The 20,673-nt window shown below is 28.8% G+C and carries 22 protein-coding genes; 19 read left to right on the top strand and 3 right to left on the bottom strand.

What is annotated here, in order from left to right:
• Positions 1–10 precede the first annotated feature (10 nt).
• The 5 genes from I2A75_RS06415 (at position 11) to I2A75_RS06395 (ending at position 4,990) form a co-directional block, all read left to right on the top strand.
• Positions 11–730 (top strand): Stp1/IreP family PP2C-type Ser/Thr phosphatase, encoded by a 720-nt coding sequence (locus tag I2A75_RS06415; RefSeq protein ID WP_195263647.1) that lies wholly within the window; start codon positions 11–13, stop codon positions 728–730.
• A 1-nt stretch (position 731) separates the two neighbouring features.
• A complete protein-coding gene (gene pknB, locus I2A75_RS06410) occupies positions 732–2,735 on the top strand; it encodes a Stk1 family PASTA domain-containing Ser/Thr kinase (RefSeq protein WP_195263646.1) in 2,004 nt (667 codons plus the stop codon).
• A 107-nt stretch (positions 2,736–2,842) separates the two neighbouring features.
• On the top strand, positions 2,843–3,712 hold the full coding sequence (gene rsgA / locus I2A75_RS06405) for a ribosome small subunit-dependent GTPase A (protein ID WP_195263645.1): 870 nt from the start codon (positions 2,843–2,845) through the stop codon (positions 3,710–3,712).
• Positions 3,706–4,353, top strand: coding sequence for a ribulose-phosphate 3-epimerase (gene rpe / locus I2A75_RS06400; protein WP_195263644.1), 648 nt, complete (start codon positions 3,706–3,708; stop codon positions 4,351–4,353). The genes rsgA and rpe overlap by 7 nt, the downstream gene beginning before the upstream one ends.
• Before the next feature lies 1 nt (position 4,354).
• Positions 4,355–4,990, top strand: coding sequence for a thiamine diphosphokinase (locus tag I2A75_RS06395; protein ID WP_195263643.1), 636 nt, complete (start codon positions 4,355–4,357; stop codon positions 4,988–4,990).
• A 261-nt stretch (positions 4,991–5,251) separates the two neighbouring features.
• On the opposite strand, the gene rpmB is transcribed toward I2A75_RS06395, so the two are convergent.
• On the bottom strand, positions 5,252–5,443 hold the full coding sequence (gene rpmB, locus I2A75_RS06390) for a 50S ribosomal protein L28 (RefSeq protein ID WP_008678335.1): 192 nt from the start codon (positions 5,441–5,443) through the stop codon (positions 5,252–5,254).
• A 237-nt stretch (positions 5,444–5,680) separates the two neighbouring features.
• Between rpmB and I2A75_RS06385 the strand changes: the two genes are divergently transcribed.
• The 6 genes from I2A75_RS06385 (at position 5,681) to I2A75_RS06360 (ending at position 11,499) form a co-directional block, all read left to right on the top strand.
• Positions 5,681–6,028 carry an Asp23/Gls24 family envelope stress response protein gene (locus tag I2A75_RS06385; protein ID WP_008678337.1) on the top strand — a complete coding sequence of 116 codons (348 nt, stop codon included), beginning with the start codon at positions 5,681–5,683 and terminating at the stop codon, positions 6,026–6,028.
• An 11-nt stretch (positions 6,029–6,039) separates the two neighbouring features.
• Positions 6,040–7,710, top strand: a complete 1,671-nt coding sequence (locus I2A75_RS06380; protein ID WP_195263642.1) for a DAK2 domain-containing protein — start codon at positions 6,040–6,042, stop codon at positions 7,708–7,710.
• An 86-nt stretch (positions 7,711–7,796) separates the two neighbouring features.
• Entirely contained in the window at positions 7,797–9,827 is a 2,031-nt protein-coding gene (gene recG / locus I2A75_RS06375; protein ID WP_195263641.1) for an ATP-dependent DNA helicase RecG, read from the top strand.
• A gap of 64 nt (positions 9,828–9,891) precedes the next feature.
• Positions 9,892–10,446 carry a 16S rRNA (guanine(966)-N(2))-methyltransferase RsmD gene (gene rsmD, locus I2A75_RS06370; protein ID WP_195263640.1) on the top strand — a complete coding sequence of 185 codons (555 nt, stop codon included), beginning with the start codon at positions 9,892–9,894 and terminating at the stop codon, positions 10,444–10,446.
• A 17-nt stretch (positions 10,447–10,463) separates the two neighbouring features.
• Positions 10,464–10,937 (top strand): pantetheine-phosphate adenylyltransferase, encoded by a 474-nt coding sequence (gene coaD, locus I2A75_RS06365; protein WP_195263639.1) that lies wholly within the window; start codon positions 10,464–10,466, stop codon positions 10,935–10,937.
• A gap of 25 nt (positions 10,938–10,962) precedes the next feature.
• Positions 10,963–11,499, top strand: coding sequence for an ATPase (locus I2A75_RS06360; protein WP_195263638.1), 537 nt, complete (start codon positions 10,963–10,965; stop codon positions 11,497–11,499).
• On the opposite strand, the gene ylbJ is transcribed toward I2A75_RS06360, so the two are convergent.
• Both ylbJ and I2A75_RS06350 read right to left on the bottom strand, forming a co-directional pair.
• Positions 11,485–12,675, bottom strand: coding sequence for a sporulation integral membrane protein YlbJ (ylbJ, locus tag I2A75_RS06355; protein WP_195263637.1), 1,191 nt, complete (start codon positions 12,673–12,675; stop codon positions 11,485–11,487). The genes I2A75_RS06360 and ylbJ overlap by 15 nt on opposite strands.
• 47 nt (positions 12,676–12,722) lie before the next feature.
• Positions 12,723–13,928, bottom strand: a complete 1,206-nt coding sequence (locus I2A75_RS06350) for a nucleotidyltransferase (protein WP_195263636.1) — start codon at positions 13,926–13,928, stop codon at positions 12,723–12,725.
• A 224-nt stretch (positions 13,929–14,152) separates the two neighbouring features.
• Here I2A75_RS06350 and pta point away from each other — a divergent pair, with 224 nt between their 5' ends.
• From pta to I2A75_RS06310, 8 genes are all read left to right on the top strand, one after another.
• Positions 14,153–15,154, top strand: coding sequence for a phosphate acetyltransferase (gene pta / locus I2A75_RS06345; RefSeq protein WP_195263635.1), 1,002 nt, complete (start codon positions 14,153–14,155; stop codon positions 15,152–15,154).
• A gap of 26 nt (positions 15,155–15,180) precedes the next feature.
• Positions 15,181–16,377, top strand: coding sequence for an acetate kinase (locus I2A75_RS06340; protein ID WP_195263634.1), 1,197 nt, complete (start codon positions 15,181–15,183; stop codon positions 16,375–16,377).
• Between the two features lie 199 nt (positions 16,378–16,576).
• Positions 16,577–17,086: a DUF177 domain-containing protein gene (locus tag I2A75_RS06335; RefSeq protein WP_195263633.1), complete on the top strand. Its 510-nt coding sequence runs from the start codon at positions 16,577–16,579 to the stop codon at positions 17,084–17,086.
• A gap of 2 nt (positions 17,087–17,088) precedes the next feature.
• Entirely contained in the window at positions 17,089–17,274 is a 186-nt protein-coding gene (gene rpmF / locus I2A75_RS06330; RefSeq protein WP_008678357.1) for a 50S ribosomal protein L32, read from the top strand.
• A 57-nt stretch (positions 17,275–17,331) separates the two neighbouring features.
• Positions 17,332–18,333, top strand: a complete 1,002-nt coding sequence (plsX, locus tag I2A75_RS06325) for a phosphate acyltransferase PlsX (RefSeq protein ID WP_195263632.1) — start codon at positions 17,332–17,334, stop codon at positions 18,331–18,333.
• 76 nt (positions 18,334–18,409) lie between these two features.
• Entirely contained in the window at positions 18,410–18,640 is a 231-nt protein-coding gene (gene acpP / locus I2A75_RS06320) for an acyl carrier protein (RefSeq protein WP_008678360.1), read from the top strand.
• Between the two features lie 131 nt (positions 18,641–18,771).
• The gene (rnc, locus tag I2A75_RS06315) at positions 18,772–19,470 is read left to right on the top strand and encodes a ribonuclease III (protein WP_195263631.1); all 699 of its coding nucleotides are present in this window, start codon (positions 18,772–18,774) and stop codon (positions 19,468–19,470) included.
• Positions 19,463–20,497: a radical SAM protein gene (locus I2A75_RS06310; protein WP_195263630.1), complete on the top strand. Its 1,035-nt coding sequence runs from the start codon at positions 19,463–19,465 to the stop codon at positions 20,495–20,497. The genes rnc and I2A75_RS06310 overlap by 8 nt, the downstream gene beginning before the upstream one ends.
• Positions 20,498–20,673 lie beyond the last annotated feature (176 nt).

The raw sequence follows: 20,673 nt of genomic DNA, 5'->3' as shown, positions 1-20,673 counted from the left end.
GTGGGTGTTCATGATTGGTATAAAAAGTGATGTAGGGAACTTAAGAAACCTAAATGAAGATTATGCAGAATTTTATGAAGATGAAGAGTTTAAAATTTATGTAGTGGCAGATGGAATGGGCGGACATAATGCTGGCGAGATTGCTAGTAAAATGGCTTCAAAATCTTTAATAAAATACATAAGAGATAATTTTAAAAATATTAATAATACAGAAATATTAAGAAAAGCTATTAAACATGCAAACTTGAAAGTTTTTAACTTAGCACATTGCAATGAAACTTATAATGGAATGGGGACTACTTTAGTTGCATGTTTAATAACTAAAGATACAATTCAAGTAGCTAATGTTGGAGATAGTTCTTGTTATGGAATTAAAGTAAATAAAATTACTAAAATAACAAAGGATCATTCTTTGGTTCAAGAACTATTAGATTGCGGTAGCATTTCTAAGGAACAAGCTGTAAATCATCCTCAAAAAAATGTTATAACTAGAGCAATTGGAACAGAAGAAACTGTAGATGTAGATGTATTTGATATAGAAAAAGATAAATTTGAGTTTTTTCTTATGTGTAGTGATGGATTAAGCAATGAAATAGATTTAGAAGAGGTTTTATCATTTGAAATAGAAGAAAAATACTTACAGAATATTTGTGAAAAGCTTGTTGAATTAGCTAAAATTAATGGTGGAAGAGACAATATAACTGTAATGTTATTTGGAGGAGAGGTGTAATATGAACGGAATTATACTAGGTGGTAGATATGAGCTTCTTGAAAAAGTAGGGGAAGGCGGAATGTCTGAAGTTTATAAAGCTAAATGTAATAAGCTTAATAGATTTGTTGCAGTAAAAATATTAAAAAAGCAATTTGCAGACAATAAAGAAATTTCTCAAAAGTTCAAAAGAGAAGCAACTGCCATTGCAAATTTATCTGATACTAATATAGTTAATGTTTTGGATGTAGGTACACAAGATGATATAGATTATATAGTAATGGAATATATAAGTGGAAAAACTTTGAAGGAGTTTATTAATTATAGTGGAAAGCTTAATTATAGTACTGCTATAAAAATAGCACTTCAAATAGCTAAAGCTTTAGATTGTGCACATAGAAATAATATTATCCATAGGGATATAAAGCCACAGAATATATTAGTTACAGAATCTGGTGAAGTAAAGGTTACTGATTTTGGAATAGCAAAATCTACAGATTCTCAAACTATAACTAATACTACAAGTATTATTGGATCAGCACATTATCTTTCACCAGAGCAAGCAAAAGGAACATATATTGATTTTAGATCAGATATTTATTCTTTTGGAATAGTTTTATATGAAATGGTTACAGGAAAACTACCTTTTGAAGGTGATTCACCAGTTACAGTTGCATTAAAGCATTTGCAAGAAGATCCTATTCCACCTAAAAATATAAATTCTGCTATTCCAGATAGTTTGAATAAGTTAATACTTAAGGCTGTTGAGAAAGAGCCAATTAAGAGATATCAAAATGCAAAAGAAATTATTCAAGATTTGCAAAAAATACAGGAAAATCCAGATGTAGTTATTGGTAATCCAATCGTTGATAATAGTGATCATACTATAATTATGACACCAATTAATAATCAAAAAGCAACTAATATTTCTAAATTACAAGATGATTATTATGAAGACGATGAGTATGACGAAGATTATGATGATGATTATGAAGAAGAAGATGATGATGAGCTACCTAAGAAGAAAAAGAAAAACAAAAATTCAGCTAAAAAAGCTATAGTTATAATTGGAATTATAATTGGAGTTATAATTTTAGGTTCTGTGGGTTTCTTCTTAGCTCAAGGGAATGGAAGTAGTAAAGAAGTTGAAGTTCCAAGTATTATTGGAAAGACTATAGATGAAGTTAAAGAAGAAGTTGAAAAATTAGGCTTAAAAATAGAAATTAAATCTACACAAAATAGCGATAAGCCTGAAAATACTATATTAGAAACAGATCCAAAAGCAGGAACAAGAGTAAAAAAAGATTCGACAATTAAAGTTGTGGTTTCAGCTGGAGAAGAACAAATTGATATGCCTGATTTTAGAGATTATGAAGTTAATAATATAAAGCAAGTTTTAATATCTCAAGGATTCACTAATTATACAATTAGTGAAGAATATAGTGAAACATTTGATAAAGGATATTTAATAAGACAAAGTCCTGAAGCTCATTCTAAAATTAGTAAAAATACTAAGATAGATATAGTAGTTAGTAAGGGACCAGAAGTTAAACTTATAGATGTAAAAGATGTAAAAGGTAAATCATTATCAGAAGCTCAAGAGTTATTAAATGGTCTTAAAATTGAGGTTAAAGAAGAAATAACTAAGGATAAAAAACAAGATGGGGTAGTATTAGATCAAAGTTACTCTGGTACTAAGGTTCAGGAAGGAACGCCAATTACTTTAACAGTAGGAAAGTATGAGGAGAAGGTTAAGGAAGAAGCTATAGATATTGCTGGATTAGGACTTAAGTCAGGAATGAGAGTAGATGACGCAGTAACAATACTTCTTTCACACGATTTATCATATGAAATTGATGGTGTTGGAGATATCGTTGAAAGTTTTACTAAGGAAATCAAAAAAGGTCAAACAGTAAAAATTAAAGCCAAAAATTCAGCTAATGCAGAAGAACAAGAGAAACCTCAAGTCAATAACAGCAATATAAATGCTAACAATAGTGCTAATAATAATGAAGATAATCAATAAAATAAAAATCAGCTTTTAGCTGATTTTTATTTTATTTAAAATTTATTTGCATTTTTTGGTGAAATCTGTTTATTATAAATATAAAGATTAAATTATTCGGAGGAAGTATGGAAGGAAAAATAATAAAAGGCATTGGTGGGTTTTACTATGTTAAAACTAAAGAAGGAATTATAGAATGTAAGGCAAGAGGAAAATTTAGGCATAAGGATATGAAGCCTATGGTTGGAGATAATGTAGATATAAATGTTTCTAATGGAAAAGGAGTAATAGAAGATATACACGATAGAACTTCTGAATTAATAAGACCTACGGTAGCAAATGTTACACAAGCTTTTGTAGTGTTTGCAATAAAAAATCCAGACATTAATTTTGATCTTTTAAATAGATTTTTGATTTTATGTGAGTATAACAATATTAAGGCAATAGTTTGTCTAAATAAAGTAGATTTAGCAAGTACAGAAGAAAAAGAAGAAGTTAAGAAAAAAATTAATGATATTGGTTATGATGTATTATTTATAAATGCAAAAAAGGGATTAGGCATAGAATTACTTAAAGAAAGATTGAAAGATAATGAAACTGTATTATGCGGTCCTTCTGGGGCAGGGAAGTCAACTCTTATAAATACTCTTATAAATAGATCACATATGGAAACAGGAGTTGTATCAGAAAAAATAGGTAGAGGAAAGCACACTACAAGGCATAGTGAGCTTATTGAAATAGAAGATGGATATTTAGTAGATAGTCCAGGTTTTTCAAATATAGATATTAGCTTTATGGACAAAGAAGAACTTAGATATTCTTTCCCAGAATTTGAAGAATACAATCATAATTGTAAATTTAGAGGATGCCTTCATAATAAAGAACCTGAATGCGCAGTAAAAAAGGCACTACAAGAAGGTAAAATTAACGAAACTAGATATAATTTTTATATAAGAATACTAGAAGAATTACTAGAGGGGGAAAAATACAAATGGTAAAAATATCACCATCAATATTATCAGCAGACTTTTCAAAATTAGGTGAAGAAATTATTAATGTAGATAAGGCGGGAGCAGACTTTATTCATATAGATGTTATGGATGGAAATTTTGTGCCTAATATAAGCATAGGATTACCAGTAATAAAATCAATAAGGAATAAAACATCTAAAATTTTTGATGTTCATTTAATGATAGAAAATCCATCAAGATATATAGATGAATTTGTAAATGCAGGAGCAGACATAATAACTATACATTATGAAGCAGAAAAGCATATAGATAGAGCTATAGAATATATAAAATCAAAGGGAATAAAAGCAGGAGTATCACTAAATCCTGGAACTCCAACTTTTGTTTTGAAGGATATAATAAATAAATTAGATTTAGTTTTAATTATGTCGGTTAATCCTGGATTTGGTGGGCAAAAGTTTATACCGTATACTTTAGAGAAAATTAAAGAAGTTAAAGAAATGAGCTCAAATTCAAATAAAGATTTATTAATAGAAGTAGATGGAGGGGTAGATAGAACAAATGCTAAAGTTATAATTGAAGCTGGAGCTAATGTTTTAGTAGCTGGATCTGCTGTATTTGGAGATGGAAAACTTGAAGAAAATATAAAAGCAATAAGAGGAGAATAAAATGAAGGCAGTAATAGTATCAGGAGGAAAAGCACCTTCAAAAGAACTATTGTTAAATGAAATTAAGGATGCGCATTTAATAATAGGTGCTGATAAGGGGTGTGAGGTATTATATAAGTATAATATATCTCCAAATTACATATTAGGTGATTTTGATTCAGCTAATAAAGATATAATAAAAGCTATGGAAGTTTTAGATTGCGAAAAGCTTAAATATAAAAAGGAAAAGGACTTTCCAGATACAGAAATTGCCTTTAACTTAGCAATTGAAAAAGGTGCTAGTAATATAGTGTTATTAGGAGCTACAGGAACGAGATATGATCATTCACTAAGTAATTTAGGACTCATGCTAAAAGGCTTAAAAAAGTCAATTTGCACTAAAATAATAGATGATAACAATAAAATTTTTTTGACTGATAAAAGCATAGTACTAAAAGGAAATAAAGGAGAAACTGTGTCTTTTCATGCATATTGCGAGGTAGTAAAAAATCTTAATATAAATGGAGCTAAGTATAATCTTTTAAATTATGATTTATATTTTGGTGATGGATTAACAACATCGAATGAATTTATAGGTAATGATATAGAAGTTACATTTGATAATGGAATTTTAATGGTTCTCTATACACAAGATTAAATTTAAAAAAGTAATCACTCATTTTATTTATTTGCATACAATGTATATAAAGAGATGAGTGATTTTTTATTGGAGGGAGAATTTATGAAGATAATAGCTATAAAATTACCGAAGTTTATTTCGAATTTTATAAGATTTTTTAAAAGAAAAAAATAAAATACATATGAAGAGTATATGACTATTAAGGAAGAATCCTTTAAAAATTAAAAAAGGCAAAATAAAAAATGCAATTGCTAAGTCAATTGCATTTTCTATTTGAACTTATATTGCTCTTTGAACCTTACCAGATCTAAGGCATCTTGTACATACATGAACTGTCTTTGGTGTTCCGTTAACTAAAGCCTTTACTCTCTTTATGTTAGGAGCCCAAGTTCTCTTTGATTGACGATGTGAGTGGGAGTATTGAGTTCCAGATACAACCCCTTTATTACAAACTTCGCATCTTCTTGCCACTTGAAAACACCTCCTTATTTGTGAAGATAATTTCTCTTCAATAGGACAGATTAAATTTTAACATAGTAAGTGTCAAAAAAGCAAGAGAAATTGAGAAAAAAATGAAAAAACTTTTAAATTAAAAAAAATTATATATCTAAGCATATTTCCATATACTAACCTATGTAATATTTACTTGAATAATAAATGTAAGTAATATAAAATATAGTATAAGGATATTTATAAGGAGGATTCTATATGGTAGGATATTCAAATGAACTTGGAAATATACATTACTCTGAAGAGGTACTTGCAAAAATTGTTGGACTTTCAACTATGGAGTGCTATGGAGTAGTTGGTATGGTTTCTAAGAATGCCACTGAAGGCTTATGGGAATTAATGAGAATAGAAAATTTAAGTAAGGGTGTTAAGCTAAAGTTTAATGAAGATAAATTAGTTATAGAATTATATGTTATGGTTGAATACGGAACAAAGATTTCTGTAATAGCAAATAACATAATACAAAAGGTACGTTATAGTGTGGAAAACTTTACTGGATTAAAAGTTTCATCTGTTACAGTAAATGTTCAAGCAGTTAGAGTCTAGGAGGTAAAAAGATGAAATATCAGAAAATAAATGGCCATGATTTTTATAATATGGTTGTTAACGCTAGCAATAGATTGTTAGAAGAAAGTGAATACGTTAATTCTTTAAATGTATTCCCTGTTCCAGATGGAGATACAGGAACAAACATGTCAGCTACATTTAAAGCTGCGGTTAAAGAGATAGAAGGATTAAATTCTGATTCAATTGCAGAAACTTCAAAAAAGCTTGCAAAAGGAGCTTTAATGGGTGCAAGAGGAAATTCAGGAGTAATTCTTTCACAAATACTAAGAGGTATCTCTAAGGGATTAGAAGGAAAAACTGAAGTAGACACTGTAGAACTTGCAATAGCGTTTAAAGAAGGTAGTAATGCTGCTTATAAAGCAGTTATGAGACCAACAGAAGGAACTATACTTTCTGTAATTAGAGCAGCTGCAGAAGCAGCTATAGATACAGATGTTAAAGATGTGGTAGATCTTATGGATGTTATAGTAACAGAAGCAAAAATAATGTTAGATAAAACTCCAGATTTATTACCAGCTTTAAAGAAGGCTAAGGTTGTAGATTCAGGTGGAATGGGATTATATATTATCCTTAAAGGGATGTATGATGCTTTAAAAGATGATATAAAAGCAGAAATAAAAGATATTAAGCCAGCTTCATCTAAAATGCAAGGAGCTCAAGGTACAGAAGATATTGATATAAAATTTGGATATTGTACTGAATTTATAATTCTTGCAGATGCTATTAAAGCAGACAAATTTAGAGATGAAATAATACCTATGGGAGACTCACAAGTTGTAGTTGGATATGAAGATGTAATAAAAGTACATATTCATACTAATGATCCTGGTGCTGTTTTAGCAAAGGCTGTTAAATTAGGAGAATTATCTAAAATAAAAATAGATAATATGAGAGAAGAGCATAGAGAAGTGCTTTTAAGTAAAGAAGAATATAAAGAAGCTCATGTAGATGATTCAAATCATTTTGAAGGTGAAGCTGCTGTTGAAGAATTAGAGCAAGAAAAGAAGAAATATGCTTTCGTAGCAGTTGCTATGGGAGAAGGAATAACGAATATATTTAAAGATTTAGGTGTTGATTATGTTATAGAAGGTGGTCAAACGATGAATCCTTCAACTCAAGATATAATGGAGTGTGTATCTAAATTAAATGCTGAACATATATTTGTTTTACCTAATAATAAAAATATAATAATGTCAGCAAATCAAGCAGCTGAAATATCTGATAAAGATGTTAAAGTTATTCCAACAACTACAATTCCTCAAGGGATAACATGCATAACTATGTTTAATCCAGAAGCTGAAGTTGAGGAAAATATAGATAATCTTAATGAAGCAATGGGAATGGTTAAGACAGGTTCTGTAACTTATGCTGTAAGAGATACAGAAATGGATGGAATAGAAATAAAAGAAGGAAATATGCTTGGACTAATTGAAGGCAAGATAAAGAAAGTTGGATCATCATATTGTGATGTCGCAAAAGAAGTACTTGCTGAGATGATAGATGAAGAAAGTGAACTTATAACAATATTATATGGTGCAGATGTTACTGAAGAAGAAGCAGAAAAATTTGCAGAAGAAATAGAAGAAAAGTATGAAGATTTAGATGTTCAATGCTACAGAGGAGCACAACCTCTTTATTACTTCTTAATGTCAGTGGAATAATGATAAGAGCACAAGTTACTACTTTATTTACATAAGTGGAAACTTGTGCTTTAATATTTATTGAATTAAAATTTTGAGGTGAGCAAATGAATATATTTATGGAAATATCTACTCTAAAAGGAGTGGGACCAAAGCTTACTGAAAAGCTTAATAAATGTGGGATATTTACCATATATGATTTACTTTTATATTTTCCTAGAGATTATGAATTTATTAAAGGTGATGTTGACTTTAATGAAATAGATGGCGAAGAAAAACAAATTTTAACTTGTAGAGTAATAGGATACGATAGAGATGTTAAAACTAAAACTGGTAAGATAATATCTGCAATAAAATTTGATTATAAAGGACATATAGTTATCGCAAAATGGTTTAATCAAAGATACATAAAAAATTCTTATAGATTAAATGAATCTTATGATTTAGTTGGGAAGTTTAAAAGAACAGGAAATTTATTAGAAGTAATAAATCCTATGGTTGGATGTAGAGATGCAAAAAAAAGCGAAATTATCCCCAAATATCCATTAAAGGGTGATTTAAGTGATAGGATAATTACAAAGCTTATAAATCAGATATTAGATGAAGTAATAATAACAGATAATTTACCAAAGGAAATTTTAGATAAGTATAATATGATAGGTCTTGATAAAGCTATCAGAGAAATACATTTTCCAAAAGGAAAAGGTGATTTAAATCAAGCAGTTATAAGATTAAAATTTCAAGAATTATTTACCTACTCAATGAAACTGTTATTACTTAAAAATAAGTTAAGAAGCAATGATGGTATTTCTTTTTATTGGCATAAAGAATTAACTTTGTTAAAGGAATCATTACCTTTTAATTTAACAGATGCACAAACAAAAGTTGTTAGAGAAATCTTAAGAGATCAAAAAAGTAAATATTCTATGAACAGGTTAGTTCAAGGGGATGTTGGTAGTGGAAAAACTATTGTTGCCATAATAGCTATGTTTAATGTTATAAAAAATGGGTTCCAAGCTTCTTTAATGGTTCCTACAGAAATACTCGCTAATCAACATTATGAAGAAACATTGAAAATTCTAAAAAATTTCAATGTAGAAGTTGAATTGCTAACTGGAAGTACTAGTTTAAAAGAAAAAAGAAGAATAAAAGAAAGAATATCAACTGGAGAACCATTAATAGTTATAGGAACACATGCGTTAATACAAGAAGATGTAGATTTTACCAATTTAGGACTTGTTATTACTGATGAACAACATAGATTTGGTGTTGAACAAAGAAGTAAGCTTATAAACAAGGGAAGAAGACCAGATGTTTTAGTTATGACAGCTACACCTATTCCTAGGACACTAGCTTTATATATGTATTCTGATTTAGATGTATCAATAATTGATAAGTTGCCTCCAGGAAGAAAGAAAATAGATACAAGATTTTATTCTGAAAATGATAGAATGTTAGCGTATGATTTAGCTTTAGATGAAATAGGAAAAGGAAGGCAAGTTTATATAGTTTGTCCTTTAATTGAAGAAAATGAGAAAATGGAATTAAATTCAGTAGAAAAGCTTTATGAAGAATTAAAAGATGGTGTATTCAGGAATGTGAGTGTAGAAATATTACATGGTAAAATGAAGCCAAAAGAAAAAGATGAGCTCATAAACTTATTTAAAGATAATAAAGTAAAAGTTATTATTTCAACCACTGTTATTGAGGTAGGTGTAAATGTGCCTAATGCATCAATGATGATTATAGAGAATTCAGAAAGATTTGGATTAGCACAACTTCATCAATTAAGAGGGAGAGTAGGAAGAGGGCAATATGAATCATATTGTATTTTAATAGGAAAAGCTAAAAATGAAAAGACAAAAAAGAGAATGGAAATAATGACAGAGTCAACAGATGGTTTTTATATATCAGAACAAGATCTTAAGCTAAGAGGTGCAGGTGAAATGTTTGGACTTAAGCAAAGTGGGGATATTGGGCTTGTTCTTGCAGATATATATGAAGATATAGATATATTGAAATGTGCAAGATATGAAGCTAATAATTTAATTAACTCTGATAAAATAGAGCATGTAAAATTATGTAATGAAATATCTAATTCAATTGAGAGATATAGTCGATATATTTGTTTTAACTAAAAAAATTGTATATAAAGAAATATTATGTTAAAATTGAAATGATAGTACCTAAGGAGGAAACTAAATGAGAATAATAGCAGGAAAAGCAAGAGGAAGAAAATTAATACCTCCTGCAACTATGGAAACTAGACCAACTTTAGATAGAGTAAAAGAAGCTATGTTTAGTATAATTCAAGGATACATACCAGAAGCAGTTGTTGTAGATGTTTTTGCAGGGACAGGAAGTCTTGGTTTAGAAGCAGCAAGTAGAGGAGCTAAAGAAGTTTATTTAATTGATAAAAGTAACACAACATTTCCTTTATTAAAACAAAATGTAGAAAATTTAAAATTTCAAGATTTTTGTACTCCATTAAATATGGATTCATATGATGCTTTAAAAATGTTAAATAAAAAAGGAAAGATTTTTGATATTATATTTATAGATCCACCTTATTGTAAGGAAATGATTCCAGAAGCAATAAAAATAATTAAAGAAAATAATATGCTAAAAGAAAGTGGAATAATAGTCACTAAAATAGATTCTATAGAAGAAATATATGATGGATATAAAGATATAAAGTTATTACAAAGTAGAAAGTATGGTAATACAACAGTATGTTTTTATAAATATGAGGAGTAATTTAAAAGGTGAGAGATATGAATATAGCAGTTTATCCAGGAAGTTTTGATCCTATTACTAATGGTCACTTAGATATAATTACTAGGGGCGCTAAAATTTATGATAAGCTTATAGTTGCAGTGCTAGTAAATATGGATAAAAAATGTTTATTTGACATTGAAGAAAGAGTTGAGTTAATAAAAAAAGTTACTAAGGATTTAAAAAATGTAGAAGTCTTAAGCTTTGATGGATTGTTAGTGGATTTTGCAAGAATGCATAATTCAAAAGTTATATTAAAGGGTCTTAGAACAGTATCTGACTTTGAATATGAATTTCAAATGGCACTTATGAATTCTAAACTTGATTCAGATATAGAAACTGTATTCATTATGACTTCTTCAGAATATTCTTACGTAAGTTCATCTTCAGTAAAGCAAGTAGCAAAGTTTGGTGGAAATATTAAAGGTCTTGTACCTGAAGAATTAATTACAGAAGTTATGGATAGATTTTAATGATTTTTATCAAGGGGGAAGAGGTATGGAGAAGATTGAAGTTAATATTATAGAACTTTTAGAATACTTAGAGGAATTAATTGAAACAGCACCTAAGGTACCTATAACAGGTAAAAGTGTAATAGATAAGAAGGAATTCTTAGAAGTAATAGATCAAGTAGTAAATTATCTTCCAGATCAATTAAAAAAAGCACAATGGGTAATGACTGAAAAGGATAGAATTTTAGGTGATGCTCAAAAGCATTATGAATCAACCAAAAGTGAAATTATGGAAATGATGAAGCAGAAAGTTGAAAATCATGATATAGTTAAGGAAGCAAAAATAAGAGCTAATGAAATAATTGCCCTAGCTCAAAGAGATGCTAAGGCAATTAGAATTGGTTCTAGAGAATATTCAACAGAAATTTTAGCTCAATTAGATAGAGAAATTGAAGAAAAAAGAAATACGCTAATTGAAAATATGCAAAAATCTTTTGAAATGGCAGCAAAAGATATAGATGAAAAATTAAGTAGTACAGGAGATAAAATTAAAGAAAACATTTCAGAATTAAGAGGAATGTAATCTTCTTTTAAAGTTTTTTACTATCATCGATAATAATAGTGTTATAGTAAAGAATATTAATATAGGAATAAAAAATTTATAAAATGTTAAAATAGTATAATTTTCACTTGGAGTTATATTTGAAGTAGGTATTGAAGATAATAATATATTACTTACTACAAAGGTTATTACAAAACTTATTACTCCTTGGATAAATTTATAAAAAATATATTTTTTCATATTTGGATTACTTTTGCTTACTATAGAGCTTACTTGAGCTATAACTGATAAGCTTGAAAATGATAAAATAAAACTCATCATGCTTAATTTTAAGTTCATAGATATATTGGATATAGATATTAATTTACATCCGTTTGTAAATTCAATACTACCTAAAAATAAGTTGTATAAAGTTCCAGATGGTAATTTAATTAAGTTTTCCAAAGTTTCAAAAGCAGTACTTATATAAGTGTTGCTTTTTATTATGCTTATAACTACAGAAAATATTATTACAAAGGCACCTACATTGATAGTTGTAGTAATAGCACCTTCTATGGAATTTTTCAAATTAGTTCCAAAAGGATGTTCTTTATAAGTACTATTAATATTATTAGATGAAATAATATTAATAGTTTTTTTTCTTGTTAAAAAACCTACAATAATTATAGATAAGTAATTGGCAATTAATAAGATATATCCAAATTTTATATTATAAAGCATAGAAGCAGCAACTGATCCTAATATGAAAATAGGACCTGCATTAGAAGCTATATTTAATAGCCTTTCATACTCGCTTTTATGTATATATCCAAGTTCATAAATATCTGAAGAATACTTTGCTCCTAAAGGATAGCCGCATATAAAGCTTGCAGCTAATGGGAAAGAGCAAGTTTTTGAAAGACCTAATGGTTTGCAAAGCAATGGACCTAGTATTTTTGAGTAAAGTCCTATACCATCATAATAAATTAGTAAATTACATATAACACTAAACGGAAAAATTGTTGGTAATATTGCAGCTACAACTAGTTTTGCTCCATTTATGGCTGCAGCCATACTGACTTGTAAATTTACAACAAATATAATAATAAAAATTGTGATTGCAAAGCAAATTACATAATTCTTTTTTACATTTAAAAGTTTTAATAATAAAGCTACAAGAAAAAAAACAAAAAGCCATAAAACAAAAATACTAAACATAAAATTAACCTCCTATATAGTATTTATATGCCTATGACTTTTTAATATTAATCTTTTATTATAGGTGATTTAAAATAATCACTTAATGGATTTAATTTGTTATTTAAGATTGAGTATGCCTTAGTTGCTTGAATATCTAAATTCAATAAAGGGTTATTTATATTTTTAGGCACTTTTGTTATAATTGGTATTTTTGATTTTTTTTTCATTTCTTTTAATATAGATCTTCCAGTGTTATTGAAACCAAGAACTCTAGCATACAGATTTGTTGGTTTAATTAGTTCCTCATGTGAATACTTATCTAAAGATAAATATATCTGAGCCATTAATCTAGAAATTTTTGTATATGTATATCTCTTACTTTTTACTTTGAATATTAAATCTTCATATGAATTACTGTTGCAAATTTCCTTTAAAAATTTGTTATCTAAGCCTTCTTTTATTTCGAAAAGATTGTTAAAATCTATACAATTAGTTAGTAGTTTATACTTAATGTATGGATACATTTCTCTTTCAAATACAAAAGGGTAATTAATTTCTTTTAATGAATAAAGAATATCTAAAGATACACTAGGTAAATATTTATTTAGTTCTTCTAAAGATAAATCTTTTTTTAAGTTTTCTCTGATACTTGTTGCTGAAGCAAAAGTACTAGTTAATGATTTATCGTTATATCTTGCCCCTTCTCGTTTTAAAGTCATTGGGACAATAGAACTATTTAAATTTATTAGAGATTTTATGTATTCAATTCCTAAAATATTATTTGAGCTGGATAAGACTTCTTCAAGAGAGTCATCTTTTAATATCTCTTTTAAAGATAGTTCTCTTGCTTTAGCAAAGGTCATTCCAGTTTTTAAATTTTCTTTAATTTTAGATTGTAAATCATAGGATTCAATTGTTAATGTTTTAGCAATTTTTTCTAAGTAACTTATATTGCCGCATTCACTTCCAAAAAAAATGTTATTGATTACACCGATTGAGTCAAGAATATATATAGAACCTTTTGCGAAAAATTCTGCAGAAGATAAAGCATAAAAAGTAGGTAATTCAATAACTAAGTCAACACCATTTAAAATTGCCATTTCAGTTCTTTTCCATTTATCAATTAATGCGGGTTCACCTCTTTGAACAAAATTTCCGCTCATTATACAAACTATGCCATCGCAATTCGTTTCTTTTTTTGCAGAATTTAAGTGGTAAAGATGACCGTTGTGAAAAGGATTATATTCTGTTATTATTCCTGTTATATTCATAAATACACTCCTTATTGGGAAATATAAAATTATTATAGCATAATAAAAATTTATTAAAAGATTAATATGAAAGATAAGGACTATAAATACGAGGAGAATATTCTGAATATTTATAATATAAAGAATTAAATCTTTCGGCTATTTTTATGTTGAAAATTATAGTTACTTAGGAGTATATTAGTATATGAAGATGAGTCCGTGTCTTTTTGAAAGGAGTAAATATTATGGAACTTATGAATAAATTATGGGATGCAGCTAAAGCTGATAAAAGAAGAATAGTTCTTCCAGAAGGTGATGAGGAGAGAACTTTAGTAGCAGCTCAAAGAATCCAAGAGCTTGGTTTAGCTTATCCAGTTTTAGTTGGAGATAATACTAGAATTAATGAAAAGGCTAAAGAATTAGGAGTAAACTTAGAAGGAATAGAAGTAGTTGATCCAAATAATTCAGAAAGATTAGAAACTTATATTAATGAGTTTTATGAATTAAGAAAAAGTAAAGGTATGACCTTAGAAAAGGCAGAAAAAATAGTAAAAGATCCGTTATATTTTGGGACTATGATGGTTAAGTTAGATGATGCTGATGGAATGGTATCAGGTGCTGTACATACGACAGGAGACTTACTTAGACCAGGATTACAAATAATAAAGACTGCCCCAGGAGTGTCAGTTGTTTCAAGTTTCTTTATAATGATGGTACCTGGATCTAAATATGGAGAAGAAGGTATGCTTCTATTCTCAGATTGTGCAGTTAACCCAAATCCAAATTACGAACAATTAGCTGCAATAGCAATAGCTACAGCGGACACAGCTAGAAATCTTTGCAAGGTAGAACCAAGAGTGGCAATGCTTTCATTCTCAACAATGGGAAGTGCAGATCATGAAATGGTTGATAAAGTAAGAAAAGCTACAGAACTTGCAAAGGAATTAAGACCAGACCTTTTAATAGATGGAGAATTACAATTAGATGCAGCTATAGTTGATAAAGTAGCAGCACAAAAGGCTCCAAATAGTAATGTTGCAGGTAAAGCTAATGTATTAATATTCCCAGATTTACAAAGTGGTAATATAGGATATAAATTAGTTCAAAGATTTGCTAATGCAGAGGCTATAGGTCCTATGTGTCAAGGTTTTGCAAAGCCAATAAATGATTTATCAAGAGGATGTAGCTCTGATGATATAGTTAATGTTGTTGCATTAACTGCTGTTCAAGCGCAAGCTCAAAAATAATTATCCATTAGGAAGGAGTAAAACAAATGAAAGTATTAGTAATTAATTGTGGTAGTTCATCACTAAAATATCAATTAATCGATATGGCTACTGAAGAATCATTAGCTCAAGGATTAGTAGAAAGAATAGGAATTGAAGGATCAGTTTTAACTCAAAAGGTTGAAGGAAGAGATAAGTATATAGTTAAGCAACCTATGAATGATCATAAGATAGCTATAAAGTTAGTTTTAGATGCATTGATAGATGCAGAAAATGGAGTTATTTCATCAATGGATGAAATAACAGCTGTTGGACATAGAGTTGTTCATGGTGGAGAAAAATATAAAAATTCTGTAGTTATAAATGAAGAAGTTAAGGACTATATTAAAGATTGCTTTAAATTAGCTCCTCTTCACAATCCAGCTAACATGATAGGTATTGAAGCTTGTGAGGATTTAATGCCAAATACACCAATGGTAGCTGTATTTGATACTGCTTTCCATGGTACAATGCCAGAAGAAGCATATTTATATGCTCTTCCATATGATTTATATAATAAACATGGAATAAGAAAATATGGATTCCATGGTACTTCTCATAAATATGTTTCTCAAAAAGTAGCAGAAGTTATGGGAAAAGATATAAAAGATTTAAAAATAGTTACATGCCATTTAGGAAATGGTGCAAGTTTATGCGCTGTTAAGAATGGTGTATCTATAGATACATCAATGGGATTCACTCCACTTGAAGGGGTAGCTATGGGAACAAGAAGTGGGAATATAGATCCAGCTATAGTTACTTTCTTAATGAAAGAAGAAGGTTTATCAATTGATGAAGTTAACGATTTATTAAATAAGAAATCAGGTGTTCTTGGAATATCAGGAATTAGCTCAGATTTTAGAGATATTGAAGATGCTGCATTTAAAGAAGGAATTCATAGAGCTAAATTAGCACTTGCTATATTTGAATATAAAGTAAGAGCTACAATTGGATCATATGCTGCTATAATGGGTGGCGTTGATGCTATAGTATTTACTGCTGGAGTTGGAGAAAATGGACCAGAAACTAGAGAGTCAATTCTAAAAGGATTAGAATTCTTAGGAGTAGAAGTAGATACTGAAAGAAATAATGTTAGAGGTAAAGTAAGAGAAATATCTAAAGATGGTTGTAAGGTAAAAGCTTTTGTTATACCAACTAATGAAGAATTAGTTATAGCAAGAGATACTGTTGAACTAATAAAGTAGTTGATTTTTAGAGTGCATAATTATTAGTTGGGTTATTTAGAATAAATTGCTTGACTTTTAATCATGCACTTTATATAATAAATTGTGTTTATTCGGCAAATATTTATCTAAGGAGTGAAATGAAGCTTTGCTCAAGCTATACACATAAGGTGTATAATGTATCCTGAAGGATATGAGGACATTGTCTAGAGCAGTACATATGATTATACAATTTTCAGACTTAATTTCATCAAAGAAAAGAAAAAAAGAAATCAATGTAACATATGAATTAGCTCCACTTTATTTTGATGGAGAAAAAATAGAAGCTGTAGAAGCTGTAAATTTAGTTGGAAATGTTATCTCTGTTGAAGATGTTTTAACTTTAAAAGCTTCAATAAAAACAAAATTGAAATTAAATTGTTCAAGATGCCTAGAGGCCTTTATCTATCCAATAGATATTGATATAGAAGAAAGGTTTACAAATAATAAGGAACTTCAAGATAATGAAGAAATTATTTTTGTAGATAGCGATACTTTAGATATTGCTAAAATAGTTGAAAATGTTATTATTTCAACCTTACCTATTAAGAGACTTTGCACAGATGACTGTAAGGGACTTTGCTACCAATGCGGTAAAAATCTTAATGAAGGTTCTTGTCAATGTGAGACAAATGATGTAGACTTAAGACTGGCAAAGTTACAAGAGTTGTTTGGAAATAAGGAGGTGTAGTAATGGGAAATCCAGCTAGAAAAACATATAGAGCAAAGAGAAATTCAAGAAGAGCTCAAACTTTTAAGGCGAGCTTACCTGGAATAGTTGAGTGTCCACAATGTCACGAAATGAAGTTAGCTCACAGAGTTTGCAAGAACTGTGGATTCTATAAAGGTAAAGAAGTAGTTGCTTCAGTAGAAGAATAAAGAAAGTCTAATGACTTTCTTTTCTTTATATATAAAGAAAAGGGGCGAAGTGGTATTATGAAAATAGCTATAGATGGTATGGGTGGAGATAATGCACCTAAAGCCGTAGTAGAAGGCGTTATTCAAGCTTTGAAGGAATATGAAGGAATAGAATATTATATAACAGGTCCTAAAGAGCAAATAGAAGAAGAGCTAAAGAAATACCAATATGATGAAGGACTAATTAGTATAGTCGATGCAAGAGAGGTTATTTCTCCAAATGAGCATCCTGTAATGGCTTTAAAGAAGAAAAAGGATTCAAGTATATGCAAAGCATTGAGACTTGTTAAAGAAAAAGAATGTGATGCTATTATATCAGCAGGTAGTACAGGTGCATTTTTAGCAGGTTGTACACTTATAGTTGGAAGGATAAAAGGTGTAGAGAGACCAGCACTTGCTCCAATTATGCCTGGGAAAAATGGTAGTTTCATGATAGTAGATGCTGGAGCAAATGTAGATTGTAAGCCTAATTACTTAGTTCAATTTGCTAAGATGGGGAAAGTATATTATCAAGGTGTACTAGGGAATGATAATCCTTCAGTAGGGCTTGTTAATATAGGTGCAGAAGAAGAAAAAGGGAACGAATTAACTAAAACTGTTCATAAGCTGTTAAAAGAAGAAGATAGTTTGAATTTTATTGGTAATGTAGAACCAAGAGATACATCAAAAGGTGATGTAAATGTTTTAGTTTGTGATGGCTTTGTAGGAAATACATTGTTAAAAATGTATGAAGGGGTAGCATCAACATTATTAAACATGATAAAAGAAGAAATTTTATCAGGTGGTATAATGAGTAAAATAGGTGCTGGTCTTTTAAGTTCTGTATTTAAGTCATTAAAAGTGAAATTTGATTATAAAGAATATGGTGGAGCACCATTTTTAGGCGTAGAAGGTATTTGTATTAAAGCTCATGGAAGTTCAGATGGAAAAGCTTTTAAAAATGCTATAAGGCAAACAAAAACTTTTTATGACAATGGTGTATTAGAAAAAATAAAAGAAGAACTTCAAAATAATATATAATTTATTCCAATATGCATATTGACTAGATAAATAATATATAATATTATCTAAATGATGTATGTAGGAGGTGAATTAGATGTTTGAGAAAGTTAAAGAAATAATAGCTGAAAAATTAAGCATTAACGAAGATGATATAACAATGGATTCTTCATTCGTTGACGATTTAAATGCAGATTCATTAGATTTAGTTGAACTTATGATGGCTTTAGAAGACGAGCTAGATACTGAAATCCCAGATGAAGAAGCAGAAAATTTTAAAACTGTCGGAGATGTAGTTAAGTATTTAAAGAATCATGTTGAAGAATAATATAATCCCGCTTTAATGCGGGATTTTATATTTAAAATATACAGGAGAATTTGGTTTATTCTTGAATTTGCTCTATTAAAAAGAGTTTCTTAAAAAGCAAATTGAAGAATAAACTTCAAGGAGTGTACGAAATGGCGAAGTTTAATATAAAAGAAGTTGAGGATAGTATAGGATTAACGTTTAATGAGCCAAAGCTTTTAAAAACAGCATTAACACATAGTTCTTACGCAAATCAACACAAAGATCAAGAGTATAATGAAAGATTTGAATTTTTAGGAGATTCTATATTACAGTTATGTATAACTGAGTATCTTTTCTTAAATTATAAAAATAAGAGTGAAGGTGAATTAACAAAAATAAGAAGCCTTATAGTTTGTGAAAACTCACTTTATGAAATTGGTAAAAAATTAAATTTAGGATATTTTATTAGAATAAGTAGGGGTGAAGAGCTAACAGGAGGAAGAGAAAGGGTTTCTATAATAGCTGATGCTGTAGAGGCTTTACTTGCAGGAATTTACTTAGATAAAGGGCTTGAATTTGTTAAGGATTATATTTTAGGCCACTTTAAAGAAATAATAAATAAAGCAATAAATAATGATATTGTTTTAGATTATAAAACTAAGCTTCAAGAGGAAATGCAAAAGTCAGGTGAAGTCTCTATAATATATGAATTACTTAAGTATGAAGGACCTCCACACAGGAGAAAGTTCTATACCTCAGTTTTAATTGAAGATAAAGAGCTTGGAAAAGGTGAAGGTTATAGCAAAAAAGAATCAGAGCAAAATGCAGCTAAAGAAGCCTTAAGAAACTTGGAGGAATTAAATGAGTAAAAGACATTATATAATACCAATATTTATATCTCATCAAGGGTGTCCGCATCAGTGTGTATTTTGTAATCAAGATAGAATAGCAAAAGTTGTTCATGAAGAAGTTACAGATAAAGATGTAAGAGAAACTGTAGATGAATATCTTAAGACTATAGATCATAAAAATGCAACTGTCGAAATATCATTTTTTGGAGGAACTTTTACTGCAATAAATGTAAATAAACAAAAAGAATTACTAGCAGTTGCAAAAGAATATAAAGAAAAAGGTTATATAGATAAAATTAGAATGTCTACAAGACCTGATGCAATAAATAATTACATATTAGATTATTTAAAAGATTATAAGGTAGATGTAATTGAACTTGGAGTACAATCTTTAGATGATGAAGTGTTAAGATTATCAGGAAGAGGGCATAGTGCAGAAGATGTAGAAAAAGCTTCTAAACTAATAAAAGAATATGGTATTACATTAGGACATCAAATAATGCCAGGACTTCCAGGGGATACTTTTGAAAAAGATATAGAAACTGTAAAGAAGTCTATAAAAATGAAGCCGGATATATGTAGGATATATCCTTCATTAGTAATTAAAGACACACCTATGGCTGACATGTATGAAAGAGGTCAATATAAACCGTATTCCTTAGAAGAAGCTGTTGACATATCTAAAGATCTATATAGGCTATATAAAGATGCAAATGTTAATATAATTAGAATAGGTCTTCAGCCAACTGAAAGTATAACATGGGGAAAAGATATAATAGATGGACCGTTCCATCCATCATTTAGAGAATTGGTAGAGGGAAGTTTAATTTGTGATAAAATTGGAGCTGTCATAAATGAAAATGAAGATATAATTATTGAAATAAATTCAAAAGATTTAAGTAAGCTTTATGCAAATAAGAAAGTATATTTTAATAACTTAAGAAATAATCATAAAGGAAAAATACTAATAGCTACCAAAGATAAAGTAGACAGAGGAAATGTTAATATTATCGTGCTAAAAAGAATAGAAAAGGTTAGTATATAAGGTAGGCAAGATTTTGCCTACCTTATTATTGATATTTTAGCATCTTTACTATAAACTTAAATAAGAATAGGAGTGGTAATTATGAAGAAGCAAACAAGACAAAAAATGATATATGTAATTACTATAATTTTAGCAATCATGTTTTCAATGAGTTTAGTAGTATCATTGATATAGGT

This window comes from Clostridium sp. 1001275B_160808_H3 (genome assembly GCF_015550425.1).
Classification (GTDB): domain Bacteria; phylum Bacillota; class Clostridia; order Clostridiales; family Clostridiaceae; genus Clostridium.
Note: the sequence above shows the minus strand (reverse complement) of the source record. Positions and strands in the feature narration are given on the sequence as shown.